This window comes from Paenibacillus sp. sgz302164, from assembly GCF_056120505.1.
Genome location: NZ_JBVYOL010000009.1, coordinates 313,525 through 334,912, shown reverse-complemented (window position 1 = coordinate 334,912; position 21,388 = coordinate 313,525). Strand labels below are relative to the sequence as shown.

The window sequence follows — 21,388 nt, the reverse complement described above, 5'->3', positions numbered from 1 at the left end:
GCTGGTTTGGCGGGCCGATGGAGGGCAGCGAGCAGGTAGATCGCTGGTTTGGCGGGCCGATGGAGGGCAGCGAGCAGGTAGATCGCTGGTTTGGCGGGCGGCCCCTTCCCCCAAAAAAAGGCCGTCCCTCGAAAGGGACGACCCGCGCTTTAAAGTACTTGCTCGCCATCGTATGTGGCGATTGTTTTGTACAGATCCGGACGCCTGTCGCGGAAAATGCCCCACTCGATGCGCTGCACTTCCAGCAGATCGAGGTCGAATTCGGCCACGAGCACCGTCTCTTCCGCACGGCCCGCCTCGGCGACCATGTTGCCGGCATTACCGGCAATAAAGGACGAGCCGTAGAACGTGATGCTGGAATCATCGTCCTCTTCCAGACCGACCCGATTCGAGGCAATGACCGGAACCAGATTGGACGCGGCGTGACCCCGCATGCACATCTGCCAGTGGTCCTTGGAGTCGATCGAGCCATCCTGCGGTTCCGATCCGATCGCCGTCGGGTAGAACAGCAGCTCCGCGCCCATCAGCGCCATGCATCTCGCCGCTTCCGGATACCACTGATCCCAGCATACGCCTACGCCAATTTTGGCATAGCGCGTTTTCCACACTTTAAAACCGGTATCCCCCGGGTTAAAATAAAATTTTTCTTCATATCCGGGACCGTCCGGAATGTGGCTTTTGCGGTACAGGCCCAGCACTTCGCCGTCCGCATCGATAACGGCAAGCGAATTGTACCTTGCATTATTCTTTTTCTCGTAAAAGCTGATCGGCAGGACCACCTGAAGCTCCTTGGCGATCGCCTTGAAATGATTGACCGCTTTATTCTCCTCAAGCTCGGTCGCGTAGCGGTAATAATCGGACTTCTCCTTTTGGCAGAAGTACGGCGTTTCAAAAAGCTCCTGAATCAAAATAATTTGCGCGCCTTGCGCCGCGGCTTGTCTGACCAGTGCTTCCGCTTTGCGGATATTGTCATCGATATTCCAGGAGCAGCTCATTTGTGTCGCCGCTACCGTCACTTTTCTCATGGGAGTCACCTCTTTCGTTTTCCACAATTACATTCTGCTGCTTGCAGGCATCTGCTGCGTGGTGCAATGCACATTGCCGCCCTCTTTAATAATCGCCATGCCGTTGATCGTGCGAATTTTCCGGTCCGGGAACGTTTGGCTCAGCACTTGAACAGCCTTGCGGTCCGTTTCTTCCGCAGCGCCGCCGAATATCGGCAAAATAATGCCGCCGTTGACAAAATAGAAGTTCAAATAACTCAGCGTCAGCCTGCTGTCCCCGAATACGGCTTTCGGAGGCTGCTCAATCGGAATCACTTCCAGCTTGCGGCCTTTGGCATCTACAGCCTCGCTCAAAATGCGCAAATTCTCCTGCGTAATCTCGTAGTTCTCATCCGCGGGATCGTGGCACACCTGCATAATGATTTTGCCCGGCGCCGCAAAACATGCGACATTATCCACATGACCGTCCGTCTCGTCGCCGCTTAGCCCGTTTTTCAGCCAGATGACTTTTTCAGCGGCGATAAAATCGGTTAAGTAAGCCTCAATCTGCTCTCTGCCGAGATCGGGATTGCGGTTCTCGTTCAGCAGGCATTCCTCCGTCGTCAGAACCGTGCCTTCACCGTCCACATGAATCGAACCGCCCTCCAGCACCAAAGGCGCGTCGAAGCGCTTCACCCGGTAATGCTCAAGAATTTGCGGAGCGACCGCGTCGTCCAAATCCCATGGAGAATATTTGCCCCCCCACGCATTAAAACGCCAGTTCACACCGGCAATTTCCTGCTTATCGTTGAGAACGAACGTCGGTCCGTTATCCCTGAACCAGGCATCGTTATGTTCGATGGCAAGAAACTCGATCCGGGAATTATCAAACAGCTCCTTGACCCGTTCGGCTTCTGCGGGGTTCACAATAACCGTAACCGGCTCAAATTCGGCAATCGCCCGTACCAATTCCGCATAACCTTCACTCACGGCAGCGTAGTCTTCCGGATAAACCATCGACGCCTCCACCGGCCACGAAATAAACGTCCGCTCATGGTTAACCCATTCCGCAGGCATCGTATAACTAAGTTCTTTTGGGTTCATTCCAGCCAACTCGCTTTATCATAAAATTTTGTATAGGACGCATACCACACTGTCATTCATCATATAACAAAAGCTTCTCCGTCTCAATGAGGCGGGGAAGCTTGGCATTCGATTCGTAGCTAGGGAATCCCGAAATTTTCCTAATTTTTATTTTACAGACAAAGCATAGTCAACGTATAATTATTTGAGCCTATGCCACGTAGTTTTATCGGACTATTATCTATAACATCTTTAGTTTGGAGGAAGCACTCATCATGTTGTTTGCCAGAACCCGCGAGATCCTCTCCACAGCTGCAGCGGCCACCTTCCTGTTGGCCGGCATACTGCCTTTCGCTGTTTATGGAGAAACGCCTGAAACTTTCACAGACACCGGAGAATCATACGCAAAGCAAGAAATCACTGCCTTGGTGAAACAAGGAATCCTATCCGGATATGAAGACGGAACATTCAAGCCTGGGCAAAAAATGAGCCGGGCAGAGCTGGCCAAAGTGCTTGTGCTTTCTTTAGGACTTTCCGAAGATCCGACAAAAGCCGCTCCATTCGCCGATGTTGCGCCAACAAGCTGGTATCGGGGATATGTTGGCGCTTTGGTATCATCCGGGATTACACAAGGCACATCCGAAAACGCATTTTCCCCGGACGCGGAGGTGACAAGGGAGCAATTGGTCGTCTTTTTTGTAAGGGCTATGGGATTGGAAAAAGAAGCGGACAAAATCCCTACGGATAAGAAACTCACTGACCTTTCGAAAACGGCTGATTGGGCAAGACCTTATGTCTCGCTTGCTTCACAAATCGGTCTGGTGCAAGGAACAGACAATCCGGACGGCACAGTCAGCTTTCATCCTGAGCAATATGCGGATCGACAAGCTCTGGCTAAGCTGGCTTATGAATTGAAAACGAATAAAACGATTTATACGACCAAAGTCCAACAACTGGCAGGACAGCCCCCTCAAACGGCAGCCTTAACCGTCGTCGGCTTAAGCGCCACGAACAACACCACCATTGAGGTTACGTTCAGCCAAGAACTTAAAAATGCCAATAAAGACGACTTTGCTTTTGACAACGATTTGAAAGTAACAGCCGCTTCCTTGAAACCGGGCGATAGCAAAGTTGTCGTTCTCACCACAACTTCCCAGCAATCAGGCAAAACTTACGCCTTAACCTTCAACGGCAAAATCAGCGGTAAAACGGTGGTCGGAACATCCAGTATGTTTGGCGGCGGTGGTGGTGGTTTCGGTGGTGGTTTCGGTGGTGGCGGTGGTGGAGCCGTGGTGCCTGCCGTCCCTCAAACTCCTGCAGCATTGCTGGCCAGCGGCGGCGCGGTTGGCACTGTAACTGTAGATGCTTCCGGAATTTACGGGCCCGCAAGCGGTTCCAGAACAACCGTTCAAAATCTGATTGTTAACCCGGGAAAAGACGGCGAAGTCACTCTGCAGAACATTGATCCCGAGCAGCTGGAGATTCAATCCGGAAGTGTAAATTCGATTAAGCTGCTGAATAGCCATGTGAAAAAGCTGAAAATCAACGCCATCAACAATGAAGGCCGCCATGTACGCATCGAAGCCAAAGACGGCGGTATCGTCGATAACACGGAAATCGGCTCACAGGCGATTCTGGAGTCATCTTCCGCTACAGGCAGCTTTGGCGCCATCAAGCTCATTACCGCCGCAGCGGGGAAAACCATCGTGCTGAGAGGCACTATCGCCAGTGAAGTGACGGTCGAAGCCCCGAACTCTTTAATCCGGCTTGAGACGCCTACGCTAGGCAACACCATGCCGACAAACGTCAAAAAATTAATCCTCGCCCCTGTCTCGACGGGCTCTTCCGTACAGCTGTCGTTTGCCACCAGTCTTACATCGCTGCAAGCCGATACCGATGTGAACATTACCGGAGATACTGACGCGATTGTCAGAGTCTTGACCGGAGGCAGCGGAGAAGTGACGCTGGACCCATCCAAAATGCCCGAGTTGAAAGAGAGCGCTCTCGGCTATTTCAATTATTTAGTCAATTCCATGTACGCGAATTTAAATGACCTTTCCGAGATCGACAGCCAAGTCGATACGATTCAACGATCCATTGATATGGCCAAGAAATGGGGAGTGACTGACACGGAGCTCGGCGGCGGTATCGCATTATTCAATGAATTCAAAAGCTCGACATACGCGTTGCGACAAGCTTTAGCCGATTTTCAATTGACATTCGCGGACGGAGACTCCGCTTCTTCAGTAACAAAGCACATTACTTTTCCTTCACTTGATTTAAAAGATGCGACAATCGCTTGGAGTACCAGCGATTCCGGCATTCTTTCACTCTGGTGGATGCATCGTCCCGCTTCAGGAGCTGGGGATAAAGAAGTTACCCTTACAGCCAATGTTTACTACCATGGAACCATTATCATTAAAAAAACGTTTACCGTGACAGTCAAGCAGCAGGTCGGACATGTGGCCGCGCTGAGGCCTTTGCGGTCCGATTTGGTATTAGCCGAATTCGACACAGATGTTGCCAACCCTTCTGCGGAACAGTTCAAGTTTGACAACGGCTTGACTGTAGCAGGCACAACCCATTACCCGCAATTTCCGAATTGGGTTATATTGACCGTTAATCCGCAGCAGGCCGGTACCGTTTATAAACTGACTTATAAATCCGAGCCGACCGAAGCATCCTTTACGGGAAGCACGGCTTCACTTTGCAATGAAACCGTCTGTACAGAAGCGGCCATTCCTATTCCCGGCGTGATGGTCAAGGGCTCTGTGCTCGGAACCGTTCTCGATTATTGGGGCAAACCGGTCTCCGGCGCTACCGTAACCTTAAACGGAGGTAACAGGACCGCAACGACCGATTCACAAGGCAATTTTCGCTTTGATAACGTTGATCCCGGCGTGACTTATTCGGTTACAGCAACCAAACCCGATTATAGCACGGCAACGTCCTCCAATTTTGCGATAGCTTCGGGCGAGCCGTACCGGGTGAATCCAATCCAGGTATATACCACTCCTGATCCGGTAACGTTTAACACTCCGATCTACTATGCGGAGACGAAAACCGTCTATCTGAGCTGGCACACCAACTCGCCATGGGGCATATCGGCATTCAAAGTTTATAAAAACAATGAGTTAATTGCCGACAACGTCGCTTCGTCTGGATTTTCCATTGATTCTGTTCAACCGGGACAGGCCTATACCTTTGCCGTGGAAGTTTGCAATGACGCGGGATGCTCAGCCCCTGTATCGTTGACATATACGGTACCAATCACCCTGGAAATAAACAGTGTGACACCTTACGATTCCGTGTCCAAGCAAGTCTATGCGCCATTAACCATGAATAGCGGAGATCACTACTACGAATTGCCTCCCGCGGCTCAGAATGCGGATTCCGTTTTGGTTACGTTCAAGGACCAGGATAATGCCGCCGGAACATCCAATTCGCCTTTAATCGGACAATTGGACTATTCCAATCTACAAATCGGCAGCACTAGAGGGGGAACGGCATTTGAAGTCTTAAGTATCGAAGGACAAACATTTTTGAAAATATCTTTACTAAAAACAACCTTTCCTTCCAATATCCCATACACAACCTATTATGCCGCGGGATTGAAGTACACTTTGAAAGGAACGGTAAATAACGTTGACGTTATATACCTCACGTTGCTAAGTGTGAAGCAATAAATGGAGCAAAACCTTTTGGCCCGAAACCATCCTGGCGGCGAAAAATAGTTTCAAGTGATCGACCGACCGCCGTCATGCAGAGCAACACCGCGCACCGGGAGCTGCGCGCGGTGCAAGCCGCTGCGGTCGCCGCAAAGCGCCTTGATACGCTAGCCCATTGCGTGGGCGCAATGCAAGCGGCCGCATCTTCACAATTGGAAGATACCCCTCTCCCAAAAATAAACGCCAGGTTCAGCGGCAATTTGATTCGCTAATCCGAATGGCAATGCACTATCCAACCTGGTGAAAAAGGGGATCGCCCGGCCGCCTCAATCACTTGTAAGCCTGACGTTCGGAGCAAGACCGGGAATCAGGCAAACGGCAGCCCTAAAAGCTTGCTCGTAAAGGGTCGGCTTGGAGGCCGATACGGAAAAAACACGCAAAATCGGCCTGCCGAGCCGCCCCCTCGTAAGCAAAAGGGCAGAAAACCTGCAAAAGTCATAGCCGAAACGCACAATCTGCTGACTGCCGGAGAAAACCTGCATAAGTCAGAATCGATGGGCACGATCTGCTCACCGCCAGAGAAAACCTGCAAAAATGCAGTTTTTTGCTCGTTGATACGTTGGAAACAAAAAATTCCTGCAATTATACAGGCTTTTTTAACCGAAAACGGGCTCAGGTTCACATTCATCTAAAATTCCTGCACAATCGCAGGCTTTTCACCAAAATGAGCCATTTTCGCCAAAAAAGCCTGTACTTTCGCAGGCTTTCTCGCTCTCACCCCGTACAAGACGGGACCATCGAGTCTTCGGGTGGCTTCAGCGAAAAGCATACATAAGGCGGAACCTCTCTCGGTTACGCCGACGATAGGGTAAAAAAAGCTTCCTTCGCCGGTTTCCCGGCGTTAAAGGAAGCTTTTGCTTTTATTCCTCCAGCGGCTGCACGGCGTCATGGAGCAGCCGCTCCAGCTCCGCGGTGCGGGCCTCTGTCAGCGCTTCGCTCCAGCCGAAGCGCTCCGCCATGAAGGCGATGACCGGCGCCTTCCACTGCTTTGCCCACGCGATGTCGAAGAAGAGGGCGCCCGTGCGGCGGACGAAAAAGTCCGCCGGCGTCACCGCCATCTCGCGCTCGATCGCGTACACGAGCGCAGCGAGCACCGCGGCGGGCATGCCCCGCTCCGCCGCTTCGGCCTTGTGCTGCTCCAGCAGCCCGAATACGGCGTCCACATTGGAGCCGTATCGGCGCGCGAGCAGCGCGGCCTCGGCCTCGGTCAGCCCCAGGCGCATGCCCTGGCTGACCGAGGCCGTAACAAACGGCGCCAGCTGCGCCGGGCCGCCCACATCACCGCCGGAGATCGGCAGCGTGCGGGTGCGGCTCGGCGGCACGGCCGCCGTGCGCCCTTCCGTCGCCAGCATGGCGGCGACGCGGTCCATGACCGTCTCCGCCATCTTGCGGTAGCCGGTCAGCTTGCCTCCGGCCATCGAGATGAGGCCGGAGTCCGAGACGAAGATTTCGTCGCGGCGCGAAATCTCCGAAGGGTCTTTGCCCTCTTGGTGGATCAGAGGGCGCAGCCCGGTCCAGCTCGATTCGACGTCTTCCACCGTCAAACCGAGGGACGGGAACATCCCGCCGACCGCCTGCAGCAAATAGCTGCGGTCGGCCGCCGTCATGCGGGGATGGGCCGTATCCCCGCTGTAGTTCGTATCCGTCGTCCCGACGTAGGTTTTGCCGTCCCGCGGGATGGCAAACACCATCCGCCCGTCCGGCGTATCAAAATAAACCGCCTGCCGCAGCGGAAAGCGGCGCTGGTCGAACACCAGATGCACCCCTTTGGTCAGGTGCAGCGTCTTGCCTTTTTTCGATCCGTCCATCTCTCTCAGCTCATCGACCCACGGGCCGGCGGCATTGATGACTTTTGCCGCATAGATCCGGTAGGAGCCGTTCTGCGCGCCGCCTGCCGCCTGATCGACGACGCGCACGCCGGCCACCTTGCCGTCGCGGACGATCAGTTCTTCCACTTTCGCGTAATTTACCGCTAAAGCTCCGAGTTCCACGGCTTTTTTCAGCACCTCGATCGTCAGCCGCGCATCGTCCGTGCGGTATTCGACGTAGTAGCCGCCGCCCTTGAGCCCTTTTTTGCCCAGCAGCGGCTCGTGAGCAAGCGTCTCCTCCCTGCCAAGCATCCGCCGCCGTTCGCTCCGCTTGACCCCTGCGAGATAATCGTAGACGCGCAGCCCTAACGAGGTCGAGAATTTGCCGAATGTCCCTCCCTGATAAAGCGGCAGCAGCATCCACTCCGGCGTCGTCACATGCGGCCCGTTCTCGTACACGATAGCCCGCTCTTTGCCTACCTCCGCAACCACCTTTACATCAAACTGCTTCAGATAGCGCAGACCGCCATGCACCAGCTTCGTAGAGCGGCTCGACGTGCCCGCGGCGAAGTCCTGCATCTCGACCAGCGCCGTCCGCAGTCCGCGGCTTTGCGCGTCCAAAGCGATGCCCGCGCCGGTTATGCCTCCTCCGATGACGATCAAATCAAATTCCCGCTCCGCCATGGCGTTCAAAACGCCGAGTCTTTCCAAACCCGAAAATTCGCCGGTAAGTTTAATCCTCTCCGTACCCATTGTCATGATGGTCTCCCTCCCAAGGTCCCCAAGCAAAAAAACCACAACATACCTGTTACGCATACACGTACAGGCTGCTGTGGTTTCTCCTGGTCTCCAACCGTTTATTAACTTGTCATTACTATACCACGTTTCGCGATTATTTAAAAGCGATTGCCGCCTGCACCGCTTTTTTCCATCCCCCGTACAGCTTCTCCCGGACTGCCGGCTCCATCTGCTGTTCAAATGTCCGGTCCACCTGCCACTGAGCGGCGATTTCGGCCTGATCCCGCCAGTAGCCGACGGCCAGACCGGCCAAATAAGCCGCGCCGAGGGCGGTCGTTTCACGGATGCGCGGCCTCTCGACGGCAACGCCCAGCAGATCGCTTTGGAACTGCATGAGGAAGCTGTTGGCCACGGCCCCTCCGTCGACGCGCAGCTTGGTCAGGGCAATTCCCGAATCGCTTTCCATCGCTTTCAGCACATCTTTGCTCTGAAAAGCAAGCGATTCCAGCGTCGCCCGCACAAAATGCTCTTTCGAAGTGCCTCTCGTAAGGCCGAATACGGCCCCGCGCACCTCGCTATCCCAATATGGAGTGCCCAACCCGACAAAAGCCGGCACCACGTAGACGCCCTCGGTCGAAGCGACGCGTGTCGCATACTCCTCCGTATCTTTCGCCGACTCGATCAGCCGCAGACCGTCCCGCAGCCATTGAATCGCCGAGCCGGCCACAAAAATGCTGCCTTCCAGCGCATACTCCACTTTGCCGTTCAAGCCCCAGGCGATGGTCGTCAGCAGCCCGCTGCGCGACGGAATCCGCCGCGCGCCCGTATTCATCAGCATGAAGCAGCCCGTGCCGTAAGTGTTTTTGGCCATCCCCTGCTCAAAGCAAGCCTGCCCGAACAAAGCCGCCTGCTGATCGCCCGCCGCGCCTGCTATCGGTATCGAAGCGCCGAAAAAGTGGCTCTCCTCCGTATATCCGTACACTTCGGAGGAAGAGCGCACCTCCGGCAGAAGCGCCGCCGGAATGTCGAGCAGAGCGAGCAGTTCCTCATCCCACTTCAGCTCGCTAATGTTGAACAGCATCGTCCGGGAAGCGTTGGAATAGTCCGTGACATGAACCTTTCCTCCCGTAAGCCGCCAAATCAGCCATGTATCGATCGTGCCGAACAGCAGATCGCCGCGCTCCGCAGCCGCTCTTGCTCCTTCCACATGATCTAGAATCCATTTGATCTTGGTCGCGGAAAAATAAGCGTCCACCAGCAGCCCTGTCCGCTCCTTGATCATGTCCTCCAGCCCCTGCGCTTTCAGCTCGTCGCAAATGGCCGCCGTTTGGCGCGATTGCCAGACAATCGCCCGGTACACCGGCATGCCGGTTTGGCGCTCCCATACGACGGCCGTTTCCCGCTGATTCGTAATGCCGATTCCGGCAATCTGCTCCGGCCGGACGCCCGACTCGGCGAGCACCGTCGCAATGACGCCCAGAACGGACAGCCATATTTCGTTCGCATCATGCTCCACCCAGCCCGGCTGCGGGAAATATTGCCGAAACTCCAACTGCGCGGAATGCGCTATATTTCCTTGCTTATCAAATAAAATCGCTCTTGAACTCGTCGTCCCCTGATCCAGGGACAATATATAGGTTGTATCCACTTATACAGCCTCCATGTCATTTAAATACGTGCGCGGCCCCCAAGGGCTCGCTGCCTTTTGCCTGCCTACTGTGCCGGTGCTGCAAAATGCTTCCACAACTCGTGTTGTGATGTCGTGACGGCGGCGGCGCCGGCTTCAATCGCCTGCTCGACATCGCGAACCGAGCGGATCAGCCCGCCGGCAAAAATCGGAATGCCCGTGCGCTCCTTCACCTCTGCGATCACGTGCGGTATCACGCCCGGCAGAACCTCGATAAAGTCCGGCTGCGTCCGCTCCAGAAGCGCGTAGCTCTTTTCAAGAGCGCTGCTGTCGAGCAAAAATAGCCGTTGAATGGCCAGCAGGCCGTTCTGCTTCGTTTTCGCAATTACGCTGGCCCGCGTCGAGATCAGCCCGGCCGGGCGAATATTTTGGCATAAAAATTCAGCCGCATACTCGTCGTTTTTCAACCCTTCGATCAAATCGGCATGAAGCAGCAACTGCTTGCCGTGCGCTTTGGCCAAGTCTACGACGCTCTTGAGCTGTCCGATATGATTATCGAGCAAAACCAGGTAGGAATACGGGGATTTCAGCAGCTTCTCCAGGTCTTTCATCCTGCGTACAGCCGGCAAAATCGTTTGCTGTTGAAACGACATCGAACGCGCTCCGTTCCGGTTAGTTTAACATGCTATTTCTCAAGATCAACGTTATCATATGCAGAACGTTATTCACATTCTTATTTTAAAACAATATGAATACGCTTACAAATTCATTCTTTCCGTGCGGCTCTTTTGCTTCATACTCGGCTCCGTTTTTTCGAAAACATAAAAACTCACATACACTGCCGCACCGTTTTAAGATGAGCAACCGATGTGAGTCTCCTGTTCTCCGTCACTTGTATGAACTTGTTTTTTATTTTAACGGCGTTGCTTCCGTGTGTCAATCTGTGCCCTCTGGATAATTAGTCCAAAAAACCTGGAACTTTTAACTCCCCGGCACGTAAGAAAATACGGGCATTTATTATAAACCTTTTTAGGAGGAATTATTCAACAATGGACCCTGACCCGGAACGAAGCGAGTTTTGGAGTTTACTCAAGAAAGGCAACATGTCTTCAGCAACAGCAGCAATAGGCAACACGTTAATCGCAATCGCCAAAGGAGTCGCCGCCGCAGTAACCGGTAACGGTGCAATGTTCGCATCGACCATGCACTCCGTGGCGGACGCGGTGAATCAGGCTTTCGTATTTGTGGGCAGCGTGCTTTCGGAAAAAAAGCCCACGCGCCGTTTCCCGGCCGGATTTGGCCGAGTCATTAACATTTTTTGTATGATCGCCGTTATCGTTGTAACGGTTATGGCTTACGAGACGATCAAAGAAGGCTATCACTTAATTCTGCACCCTGTGCAAACTTCCGGTTTTATACTGAATCTTCTCGTGCTTCTGCTCTCCATCGCGGTCGATGGGTACGTATTGATCAAAGCCATGAAGGAAGTCGTTCGCGAATCCCGTGTCGACGCCAAAGGTTTCGCCGTCGTCATGGCCGCATTCCGCAATGTCAAACGTGCCGCCCCGCCGACACGCCTCGTTTTTTATGAGGATCTGGTCGCCACATCAGGCGCGCTCCTGGCTCTGGTCGGAGTCGCCGTTACCGCTTTGGTGGACTTTGCCGTTTTGGACGGCGTTGTCACGATTATGATCGGTCTTTTGATGGTCGCTGTCGCATTCAGAGTCGGTTATGACAATATGGTAGGTCTGATCGGCGTGGCCGCCCCTCCCGATATCGAGGACAAAGTCGCCAAAATCATCCTTTCCGAAACAAATGTGATGGACATTTACCAAATGCGCGTGCTTCAGGAAGGCCGCTATTACCATGTTGACGGTTTGATTGAGCTAAGCCGGGGCTTATCGCTCGCCGATGCGGACGACATCAAGTTCAAAATTCGTGACAGATTGCTGCAAGACCCGGACATTACCGACGTTACGCTTGGAATTATAGAAGATAACGGGGTCCGCGACTGGATTCCGGTTGAACATAGATAAAGACGGAGAGGCCGTCCCGAAGCAGATTTTTCGCTTGTGGGGACGGTCTCTTTTCGATAGTATATGCAACAAAAAAAAGGCCGACCGGAGCCGCGAATCTGCAGATTCGGAGCATGAAGAGACCCCGCCCTTTATCTGCGCGGCTTGCAGCTCAAAGTGCGGCGCGCAAGCCGCACAGGTACGTAGTCAGCAGCAGATTTAAGCTCATATCGCGGTCAATGTCCATCTGGAAGCCGTTTCTGAGTTCCAGCGAAGCGAACCCGTGGACCATACTGCGGAAGCCCCGTACAACGTGCAGCGCTTTTTCCTTGCCGAAATTGTAATCCTCCAGTATGCGGAGAATAATCCCAACAACTTGGCCGCCCGCTTCGCTGAGTTCAGGGTCCATCAAATCCTGCGACGCGGTAATCGCGTCGTACAGCCCCGGCTGCTTCCTCGCAAAATTGACATAAGCGAAGCCTGCGGCCAGCAGCGCATCATCCCCGGACTTGCCGAGGATCGACTCGATCAGCGCCTCTTTGATGCGGATCAGGCCCAGCAGGGACAACTGCTTTTTCAAGCCGGGCAGGCCTTTGATATGGTTGTATAAAGAAGGCGTCTTCACATTCAGCTTGCCGGCCAGCGCAGCCAATGTCACCTGCTCGATCCCTTCGCGGTCCGCAATTTCAATTGCAGCCTGTAAAACGGCGTCTGTATCCAATCCTTGTCGATAAGCCATTCCATATTCCCCATCTCTTCATCCATTTCTTTACAGTATAAATCTTTTTGCCGCAGCTTCCAAAGCCTGCTCCATCGCAGCATGCGGGTTCGCAAGCATGCGTCCGTGCCCGACGGCGAGCAAAGCGGGCTTCAGCTCCGCAAGCTTTCTTGCGCTTGCCAACGAAGTCTGCTTGCTCCAGGTCGCCATCGCCGGAAACGGAAACCATGGCTTCAACACACCGGACACGGCCATGCCACCGCGCAGCTGGAAAGCGTCCCCCGCGATCAAAGCGCGGCTGCGCAAATCCAAAAAGGCCATCAAACCCGGCGTATGGCCCGGAGCGGAGACCGCCTGGAGCGAGCCGATCCGGTCGCCTTCCTCCAAAAGCGCGTCAGGCTTCGTTTGGACCGATTTCGGCACGTCGCCTTTGATCGGCTGATCCGGTTCGCCTTCCTCCAGATCGGTGCTGCCTGCCAGCAGCTTCGCGTCGCGGCGGGAGATCGAGACCTTGGCCTGCGGCAGCGCCCGCTTCAAGGCATCCAGAGCCCCGACGTGATCTCCATGGGCATGGGTGAGCACGATGTTCGTAATCGGCTTCCCGATACGTTCGGCGGCCTGCAAAATCCCCTTGACGCTGTAAGGCAGCGCCGCATCGACCAGCGTCAGCTCCTTCTCTTCCTCGACCAAATAGCAATTGACCGGAAAAATCCTCGGCAGAAAGGCCAACTGATACAAAAAACCGTTTTTCGTTATTTCCATAAAATAAACGCCTCCCAAAAACTAATTATATTAGTATAATAACTAATTATATTAGTTTAGTCAAGAGGGGCTTTGTCCTCCTCTTCCGTGCCCCGCGCACTTACCACCCTTACCCCCGATTCGCCGGAAATACGGCTCCCCGCTCTCTTACATCGTTCTCCCCGATCTCCCCCACATACAAGCATTCAGCGATTCCGTATGATAAAATGAAGCTCGTGCTTGAACGTTTTTGTCCATATATTTTTGAAAAGAGGGATTCCACCATGAATGCAGATACACTGGCATTATTCCGAACTTTGACCGAAATGCCGGCCGCGCCCGGTTTCGAGCGCGAGATTCGCAAATATGTACGAAGTCAGCTGGAAGCTTACACGAATGAAATCGTGCTTGACGGGCTGGGCAGCATTTTCGGCGTGATGCGCGGCGACGAAAACGGCCCGCGCATCATGGTTGCCGGCCATCTTGACGAGGTCGGCTTTCTCGTGAACGGCATCACCGAGCATGGCACGGTGAAGTTCCAGCCGCTCGGCGGCTGGTTCAGTCAAGTGCTGCCCGCCCAGCGCGTGCAGATTATGACCGGGCGAGGGCCGATCCTCGGCGTGATCGGCTCGACGCCCGTGCACTTGCTGGACGAGGCCGCGCGCGCCAAGCCCGTAGACATCAAGTCGATGTACATTGACATCGGCGCCGACAACCGTGCAGATGCCGAGGCCATCGGCGTAGCTATCGGGCAGCAGGTCGTGCCGGTCTGCCCGTTCACCCCTTTAGCCAATCCGAAGCGGATATTGGCTAAAGCCTGGGACAATCGCTACGGCGTCGGCCTGGCGATTGAGCTGCTCAAGGAGCTTCGCGCAGCGGATGCGAAGCTCCCGAACGTCCTGTACGCCGGCGCGACCGTACAGGAGGAGCTTGGCGCCCGCGGCGCGCGGACCGCCGCGAACCTCATCCAGCCCGACTTGTTCTACGCGCTGGATGTGAGCGCCGCCGGCGATTCGTCCGGCGACCGGCAGGCCTTCGGCCAGCTCGGCCGCGGCGCGCTGCTGCGCGTCTATGACCCCACCATGCTCACCCACCGGGGGATGGTCGAGTTCATTCTCGATACGGCGGAGACTCACAAAATCCCGTATCAGTACTATATCTCAGCCGGCGGCACGGACGCCGGACAAGTGCATCTGCAGGGCCGAGGCATCCCCTCTGCCGTGATTGGCGTCTGCGCGCGCTATATTCATACGGCCGGCTCCATTTTGCACGTCGACGATTATGCCGCCGCCAAGGAGCTGCTCATCAAGCTCGTGCAAAAAAGCGACCGCACGACGCTGAACACAATCCACGCCCAAGCCTGATCCGCTCAGGTGGTAGCGTTCCGCCCTTGGAGGCGGAGTCGGATTGCTGACAGAGCGACGGGGTAGAGGAACCGCCGCTTTTCCTCCCTACCGCCTCACCTGTAGGGATTGCGGATTGCTGAAGCAGAGGGGCACAAAGCAGCTTAGTAGGGGAAAACCTGCGAAAGTCAGGCTGTCGAGAAAGTCTAACGGGTTTCCTCTCAGATCAATTTTTATGTGGGGGCCACTCATCTCGAAGAGAAAAAATTGATTTAAAACGATCTGAGAGGAGTGTTTGGCTTATACCTTTGGTGCTTTTTTTGAGCATCCAGGAAAAAAGGGGGTTTCTCAACAGCCTGGAAAGTTTTTTTCGTGAAAATAGTTCATTTTGGCGAAAAGCCTGACAATTGCAGGCTGTTGAACCCCCCTGCGTCATAAGCGATAGCCACAATCTCCCTGGCTACGCGAAAAAACCTGCAAAAATACATGAATTTTGCGTCCTTGATCGCTGGCTGCGAAGAATTCCTGCAATTGTGCAGGCTTTTCACCGAACACATGGACTCAGATCCACTTTCCGTGAAAATTCCTGCACTTTTGCAGGTTTTTCGCCAAAATGGGCCTTTTTCACAGAGAAAACCTGCACTTTCGCAGGCTTTTTCTCCAATTAAACCGCCTCATCCCCCCTCACTTTACAACGCTATAACCTGCGCTGGAGAGGCGTATAGGGAAAGATCAGCTGCACCTCAAATTAACTCCCCTCTGGTTCCCCCCAACCCGTAACTTTTTAACAATTGCAGGCATATTTTGTTGCAGGCATATCCATTGAGCAAAAACTGCACTTTATACGAAAATAGAACGCAGTAGACCTGATTATTTTCATTCTGTGGGGTGACGTCCACGGCGTCATGGGGGCTTTTGCAGGTTTCTTTTGCAGGTTTTCTCCGCATTTCCAGATAGTTTGTTCGACCGGGCTCCGGCGTGTGGGGGCTGGGCGGCTTCGTTCCGTCTTTCGGGGCGGAATTTTCTTTTTTTCAATATGAAATGTAGAACTAATGTTCCATTTTATGGTAACCTTAGTATAGGCACATCGCCATTTCAGAGAAGAAAGAAGGACACTAATGGATTATGTTATTCGCAATGCCGCTTCGGAAGATTCCCAGGAATTAAGCATGCTGATGTCTCAGTTGACCGGCAAGGTCATCTCCCCGCTCCACATTGAAAACCGGCTCCACTTTATTCGGACCAGCCCGTTCGACTCCTTGTATGTTTGTTTGGAGGACGGCCGGATTCGGGGGACTCTCGGCTTTCGAATTCGCGAGAATATCGAGGATGTCTCCAGATACGGCGAGGTTTCGGTGATTGTCGTGAACGAGGAGGCGAGGAACAGAGGTTTCGGCCGGATTTTGATGGATTACGCGGAGCAGCTCGCCGTCGAGCATAACTGCGTGGGCTTGTGGCTCGTTTCCGGTTTTCAAAGGGCCGAGGAAGCCCACAATTTTTACAAACAGTTGGGATTTGAAGAGACGGGTTACCGTTTTGTAAAAAAATTTTTGTAGCATGCGGCGTTTTGGCATGTAGGGAGGTACGGAGTATGCAGATTGGTCTTATGGGGGGCCCGCCGACAGGCATGCTCGTTTTTGGCGGAATGGTGGCGGCCATCATGATCTTCACAATCGTCAAAGGACTCGCAACATGGGCATCCAACAACGCGTCCCCCATCGAAAATCGCAGCTATACCGCAGTAAGCAAAAGAACCCAAGTGTGGGGCGGTTCCGGCGACTCAAGCGCGAGTACGAATTATTACGTTACGTTTGAATTCGAGGACCGCAGCCGTCTGGAACTGCATGTAAGCGCCAAAGTTTACGGCCTTATCGTGGAAGGAGATCGGGGGACCTTGACGCATCAGGGCACAAGGTTTAAAAACTTTGTCAGGCACATTTAGCCTGAGGTTAGTCTGCTTCATTGCCTGACTGCTGGCAGGCGCGACTTAAACGCGCGTTTGCAGTTTCCTGCCACCGGCAAATCCCCGGCGTCCGGAAGGACCCGCTCCCGATTGAAACGCAAAAAAGCACCCGCTGCCGCTCAGATAGCGACAGACGGGTGCTTTTTTATGCCGCCCCTATACAGGCTGCAGCGTTTCGTCGCGCACCTCGGCTTGCTGCCGGGCTCGCGCCTGCTGTTTATCCGCCGCTTTGTCGGTACGCTTATCGGCGGCATTGCTGTAAGGCTCTGCGGCAAGCTCGTAGGGCAGACAAAGGGGCACGCCGGTACGCGGGTCGGCGACCAGATCGGCCTCGATGCCGAACACTTCGCGCAGCACCTCTTTGGTCATTACTTCTACAGGCGTTCCTTCGCTGACTACGGTTCCGCTTTTAATTGCGACCATGTGTTGAGCGTAACGTGTCGCGTGGTTGAGGTCATGCACGACCATGATGACGGTGCGGCCTTCTTCCTCATTCAGCTTCTCCAACAGCTTCAATACTTCCAGTTGATGCGCCATATCCAGGAACGTCGTCGGCTCGTCGAGGAACAAAATGTCCGTCTGCTGCGCAAGCGCCATCGCGATCCACGCGCGCTGTCTTTGGCCGCCTGACAATTGGTCGACAGGACGGTCGTAGAACGGGGTCATTCCCGTTACTTGAATCGCCCATTGGATAATGTCTTTATCTTCTTTCGTTAACGAACCGAACCCTTTTTGATGCGGAAAGCGGCCATAGCCGACCAGTTCCGACACGGTCAAGCCTTCCGGGGCTATCGGATTTTGCGGCAAAATGGCGAGCTGTTTGGCCACTTCCTTCGTAGATTGCCGGTGGATGGACTGGCCGTCCAAATATACGCCCCCGCCCTTCGGCTTCATAATCCGCGCCATCGTCTTCAAGATGGTTGATTTTCCCGATCCGTTCGCGCCTACCAGCGCTGTGATTTTGCCTGACGGAATCGATACGTTCAAATCTTTGACAATTAAGCGGTCCTCGTACGCGATATCCAGTTGTTTGGTCATTAAACGGTCCATATAAACTCTCCTTCACTTCCGGTTTTTTATGCTTTAGCTTTTGCCAATAAGTATAAGAAGTAGGGTGCTCCGATGACGGCAACAACGATACCGGTCGGGATTTCCGAAGGCTGCAAAATCCATCTGCCAACTGTATCCGCGACAATGAGCAGCAGCCCGCCTGCAAGTCCGGCTGCCGGAAGCAGGTATTGATGTTTCGCCCCGACCAATTTCCGCGCCAGATGCGGTCCAATCAGTCCGACGAAGGAGATGCCTCCGCCGACGGCAACGCAAGATCCCGCTAAGGCGACGGCTGCGCCGAGCAAAACAAGTCTTTCTCTTTCAACGGAAGTGCCGATGCCGATAGCAACGGGGTCACCGAGATTCAGCGCGTTCAGCGCTCTTGCTTTGTAGAGCACAAAGGGTACAAGTACAAGCATCCACGGCAGCAGCGCCAGAACGAATTTCCAGTTGGTTCCCCAAATGCTGCCCGCCAGCCAGACCGATACGAACTGAAAATCATTCGGGTCCATCCGAATGGTCAATACAATCATCCCTGCGTGAATGGCCGCAGCGACGGCTATTCCGACCAAAACGAGCCTCGTGGGCGAAAGACCCTCTTTTTTCTTGTAAGCCAGCAAGTAAATGACCGCTGCGGCCAGCCCTGCGCCGACCAGAGCCAGAAAAGGCATAATGAACACGGGAGCAGCCGCATTCACTTTGTAAAAGGATACGAACAGCACGACAGCGAGCCCTGCCCCTGCATTGATTCCAAGTATCCCGGGGTCGGCCAGCGCGTTGCGCGATATGCCTTGCAGAACAGCTCCCGAGATGGCCAAACCGCCGCCCACCAGCACCGATATGATGATGCGGGGGAGTCTGAATTCGAACAGGATCAGCGCCTGCTTTTGCGTCCCGGCACCAAATAAGGTTGTGAACACCTCGATCGGCGAAAGCCGTGTGTAACCAATATTCATGCTTATGATAAAGGCAAGTATAATAAATATTCCCAGCAAGACCGTTACGCCAACAGCGCGAAGCGCTTTTCTCCGGTTCAAGCTTTCCACCTGCGTGTGCATTCCGCTACATCTCCCTTCTGTTTTTGCGTGCCAGATAGAGGAAGAACGGAACCCCGATCAGCGCGATAATCGCTCCGATGGGCACTTCATACGGCGGATTGATCATTCTGGCGCAGATATCGGCTATGACCATCAGCAAGCTGCCCAAAATGGCCGAACATGGGATGACCCATTTGTAATCCACTCCGACCAAATACCGGGCGACATGCGGGATGATCAGTCCGGCAAAGCCGATCACACCGACTGCGGATACCGCCGCGCCGGCAAGAACCAGCACGAGAATCGCGCCGGCCAGCTTCACAAGGCCGATGCGCTGCCCGAGTCCGGCCGCAACTTCTTCACCCAGGCTGAGCAAAGTAATGGAACGGGAGATCGCCATGGCGCCGATCAGTCCGCCCAAGATCCAGGGGAACATGATTTTGATCTGCAGCCATTTGGTCCCGGCGACGCCTCCGGCGTACCAGAACGCAATATCCTGCCCGATGCGGAAGTACAGGGCGATTCCTTCGCTAAGCGCTACCAGCAGCGCGCTGACGGCCGCCCCGGCCAGTACCAGCCTTACGGGAGTAAGACCTCCCTTGGCCATAGAGCCAATGCCGTATACGAGCGCCGTACCAACCGCAGCCCCCAGAAACGAGAACAAGATTAAATAATGGAACGGCATGCCGGGGAAAAATGCAAAGCACGCCGCCAGCACGAATCCCGCACCGGCATTGATGCCGAGCAGACCGGGATCGGCCAGCGGGTTGCGGGTCATTCCCTGCATGAGCGCCCCCGCTACCGAAAAGCAGGCGCCGACCATAGCGCCGGCAAGCGCGCGGGGCAGGCGAAGCTCCTGAATAATCTGGTGCGAGGTCAAATCCGGGTTGAAACGAAACACGGCAGTCCACACCGTCGACAGCGAAATATCCGCCGCACCTACGGAAATGGAAAGCGCCAATCCTAACAACAAAGCCGCCGTTCCTCCGATTAAAATCAAAGTAGCGACGTACGGGCGTGTACTTAGGGATAACTCTTCCTTTTGTCCTGCCAGCATAACTAGCCATAGCCTCCAAAAAACAAGTATGCAAGGATGTCAACGGGGACGAAATGAAGTCAACACCTCAAATGGTGATAATGATTATCAGTTTCATTTTTTATTCAATGATAGAGTCTGCGGACTGCTTTGTCAACTACTTTTCTCACTGCTTTCTCGGTCTCGCAGCTTCTATGCTGCAGGCAGCCCAGTAGTTTGAAGAGTTTCATGTTGACCGGCGCCTGTTATTTTGCGATAATGATAATCATTATCAATAAAATTCAGCTTAAAAGCGATATTTTTTCCCATGCGAGGTGTGCGACAGCGTGAAACATAGCTTTGCTGCAAGTTCAAATTTGCCTGCGGATTGCCCCGGCTCCAATCTCCGCAAAGTGCACAGGCATCTGGAGTATTCGAGCCATGCCTCTATCTCCGTCGCCGGTGTGTTCTACGGAAGCATGCAAGAGGGCGAAGCCGTGCGCAATTACCGGACCCCCGCGGCCGGGTTTGTCATGGTTACCAAGGGCGCCGGCACATTCATCTGCAATGGCGCTCCTTACACGGCGGTGCCTCACAAAATTATTCATGTCGGCAAGGATATGATTCTCCATGTTGCGGTCGAGGAAGCGCCTTTGGAATACTTCTTCGTCATGTACCATGCCGAACTGCCGGAAGCGGCGCAAAGCGAGTTCGCCTGGCAGCATCCCGCGGATTCCCCTTCCGAGATGCATTATGATTTGATGCTCAGCTCGGAAGCGATCCTGCGCGGGACGTTCGAGCAAATGCTGCAGGCCTGGGTATCCCCCGGCATACCGGAAAAGCTACATACCAAGAAGCTGTTTTACGAGCTTATTTATCACATGTTCCGCCAGCTTCAGGAGCAGCTGCGCGCTGCGAAAACCGAAGACGCCGTCACGCGTGCGATACAATACATGAACGACCGGTTCATGGAACCTCTGACCGCCGATTCGCTTGCCGCATATGTGGGCTACAGCACCGGTTATTTGTCCCAGCTGTTCAAAACCCAGACCGGCTACAGCCCGATCGACTATTTAATCCGGGTTCGAATCAACCGCGCCAAGGAGCTGATGGCCTTTTCCAACTGCTCCATGAGGGAGGTGGCCGCGCTCGTAGGTTATGCCGATGCGAGCTATTTCAGCCGTATTTTCAAAAAAGTCGAGGGCGTGTCTCCCCATAGGTACAAATTTCTTAAGGCGAGCAGGTAATCCGACGATTCTACTAACCGCGGGCAGCAATGTTGGTAATTTGGTCGCTTTTGTCTAGTTCCAAACGATCAATTAGTTATCTGAATATTTACAATATTTTAATAATAGGCTAATATGATAGTAGATTCAATGAAAGGGGATAGTCCAATGAAGCCGGTTAGCGAAGCATGCCCTCCCTTTTAAAAATCCATGAAGGAAAGAGGTGCGAGGCTTTCTCTTACTTTTCTTGATTCATGGGGCATGCGGGATCTCAGGGATGTGGAAAAGCGGTAAAGGTCGTGAACCAGCAGTT

General features: G+C 54.0%; 17 protein-coding genes. 6 read left to right on the top strand and 11 right to left on the bottom strand.

Going from position 1 to position 21,388, the window contains the following annotated elements; genetic code table 11:
• Nucleotides 1-149: 149 nt before the first annotated feature.
• Both aguB and AC0LWT_RS17555 read right to left on the bottom strand, forming a co-directional pair.
• Nucleotides 150-1,025: an N-carbamoylputrescine amidase gene (gene aguB / locus AC0LWT_RS17560; protein WP_474682546.1), complete on the bottom strand. Its 876-nt coding sequence runs from the start codon at nt 1,023-1,025 to the stop codon at nt 150-152.
• 27 nt (nt 1,026-1,052) lie between these two features.
• Nucleotides 1,053-2,087, bottom strand: coding sequence for an agmatine deiminase family protein (locus tag AC0LWT_RS17555; RefSeq protein WP_474682545.1), 1,035 nt, complete (start codon nt 2,085-2,087; stop codon nt 1,053-1,055).
• A gap of 254 nt (nt 2,088-2,341) precedes the next feature.
• Between AC0LWT_RS17555 and AC0LWT_RS17550 the strand changes: the two genes are divergently transcribed.
• Entirely contained in the window at nt 2,342-5,752 is a 3,411-nt protein-coding gene (locus AC0LWT_RS17550) for an S-layer homology domain-containing protein (protein WP_474682544.1), read from the top strand.
• A gap of 349 nt (nt 5,753-6,101) precedes the next feature.
• Here the strand turns inward: AC0LWT_RS17550 and AC0LWT_RS17545 are convergent, their stop codons facing one another.
• The 4 genes from AC0LWT_RS17545 to AC0LWT_RS17530 all read right to left on the bottom strand — a co-directional run bounded on the left by AC0LWT_RS17545 (nt 6,102) and on the right by AC0LWT_RS17530 (nt 10,620).
• Nucleotides 6,102-6,422, bottom strand: coding sequence for a hypothetical protein (locus AC0LWT_RS17545; protein ID WP_474682543.1), 321 nt, complete (start codon nt 6,420-6,422; stop codon nt 6,102-6,104).
• Nucleotides 6,423-6,654: 232 nt separating this feature from the next.
• Entirely contained in the window at nt 6,655-8,361 is a 1,707-nt protein-coding gene (locus AC0LWT_RS17540; RefSeq protein WP_474682542.1) for a glycerol-3-phosphate dehydrogenase/oxidase, read from the bottom strand.
• 133 nt (nt 8,362-8,494) lie between these two features.
• A complete protein-coding gene (gene glpK / locus AC0LWT_RS17535; protein ID WP_474682541.1) occupies nt 8,495-9,988 on the bottom strand; it encodes a glycerol kinase GlpK in 1,494 nt (497 codons plus the stop codon).
• Nucleotides 9,989-10,053: 65 nt separating this feature from the next.
• Entirely contained in the window at nt 10,054-10,620 is a 567-nt protein-coding gene (locus tag AC0LWT_RS17530; protein ID WP_474682540.1) for a glycerol-3-phosphate responsive antiterminator, read from the bottom strand.
• A 396-nt stretch (nt 10,621-11,016) separates the two neighbouring features.
• On the opposite strand from AC0LWT_RS17530, the gene AC0LWT_RS17525 reads away from it, so the two are divergent.
• Nucleotides 11,017-12,003: a cation diffusion facilitator family transporter gene (locus tag AC0LWT_RS17525; protein ID WP_474682539.1), complete on the top strand. Its 987-nt coding sequence runs from the start codon at nt 11,017-11,019 to the stop codon at nt 12,001-12,003.
• Between the two features lie 151 nt (nt 12,004-12,154).
• On the opposite strand, the gene AC0LWT_RS17520 is transcribed toward AC0LWT_RS17525, so the two are convergent.
• Both AC0LWT_RS17520 and AC0LWT_RS17515 read right to left on the bottom strand, forming a co-directional pair.
• Nucleotides 12,155-12,721, bottom strand: coding sequence for a TetR/AcrR family transcriptional regulator (locus tag AC0LWT_RS17520; protein ID WP_474682538.1), 567 nt, complete (start codon nt 12,719-12,721; stop codon nt 12,155-12,157).
• 30 nt (nt 12,722-12,751) lie between these two features.
• Complete coding sequence (locus tag AC0LWT_RS17515) at nt 12,752-13,462, bottom strand: MBL fold metallo-hydrolase (RefSeq protein WP_474682537.1); 711 nt, start codon at nt 13,460-13,462, stop codon at nt 12,752-12,754.
• 263 nt (nt 13,463-13,725) lie between these two features.
• Here AC0LWT_RS17515 and AC0LWT_RS17510 point away from each other — a divergent pair, with 263 nt between their 5' ends.
• From AC0LWT_RS17510 to AC0LWT_RS17500, 3 genes are all read left to right on the top strand, one after another.
• Complete coding sequence (locus tag AC0LWT_RS17510; RefSeq protein WP_474682536.1) at nt 13,726-14,805, top strand: M42 family metallopeptidase; 1,080 nt, start codon at nt 13,726-13,728, stop codon at nt 14,803-14,805.
• Nucleotides 14,806-15,902: 1,097 nt separating this feature from the next.
• Nucleotides 15,903-16,340: a GNAT family N-acetyltransferase gene (locus tag AC0LWT_RS17505; RefSeq protein WP_474682535.1), complete on the top strand. Its 438-nt coding sequence runs from the start codon at nt 15,903-15,905 to the stop codon at nt 16,338-16,340.
• A gap of 35 nt (nt 16,341-16,375) precedes the next feature.
• Nucleotides 16,376-16,726 (top strand): DUF2500 domain-containing protein, encoded by a 351-nt coding sequence (locus AC0LWT_RS17500; protein ID WP_474682534.1) that lies wholly within the window; start codon nt 16,376-16,378, stop codon nt 16,724-16,726.
• A 177-nt stretch (nt 16,727-16,903) separates the two neighbouring features.
• Here AC0LWT_RS17500 and AC0LWT_RS17495 read toward each other — a convergent pair whose 3' ends face one another.
• The 3 genes from AC0LWT_RS17495 to AC0LWT_RS17485 are packed head-to-tail and all read right to left on the bottom strand — an operon-like array spanning nt 16,904 to nt 19,891.
• Nucleotides 16,904-17,797 (bottom strand): ABC transporter ATP-binding protein, encoded by an 894-nt coding sequence (locus tag AC0LWT_RS17495; RefSeq protein WP_474682533.1) that lies wholly within the window; start codon nt 17,795-17,797, stop codon nt 16,904-16,906.
• A gap of 26 nt (nt 17,798-17,823) precedes the next feature.
• On the bottom strand, nt 17,824-18,855 hold the full coding sequence (locus tag AC0LWT_RS17490) for a FecCD family ABC transporter permease (RefSeq protein WP_474682532.1): 1,032 nt from the start codon (nt 18,853-18,855) through the stop codon (nt 17,824-17,826).
• A gap of 4 nt (nt 18,856-18,859) precedes the next feature.
• Entirely contained in the window at nt 18,860-19,891 is a 1,032-nt protein-coding gene (locus AC0LWT_RS17485; RefSeq protein ID WP_474682531.1) for a FecCD family ABC transporter permease, read from the bottom strand.
• A gap of 305 nt (nt 19,892-20,196) precedes the next feature.
• Between AC0LWT_RS17485 and AC0LWT_RS17480 the strand changes: the two genes are divergently transcribed.
• Nucleotides 20,197-21,096, top strand: coding sequence for a helix-turn-helix domain-containing protein (locus tag AC0LWT_RS17480; RefSeq protein ID WP_474682530.1), 900 nt, complete (start codon nt 20,197-20,199; stop codon nt 21,094-21,096).
• The last annotated feature ends 292 nt before the right edge of the window (nt 21,097-21,388 follow it).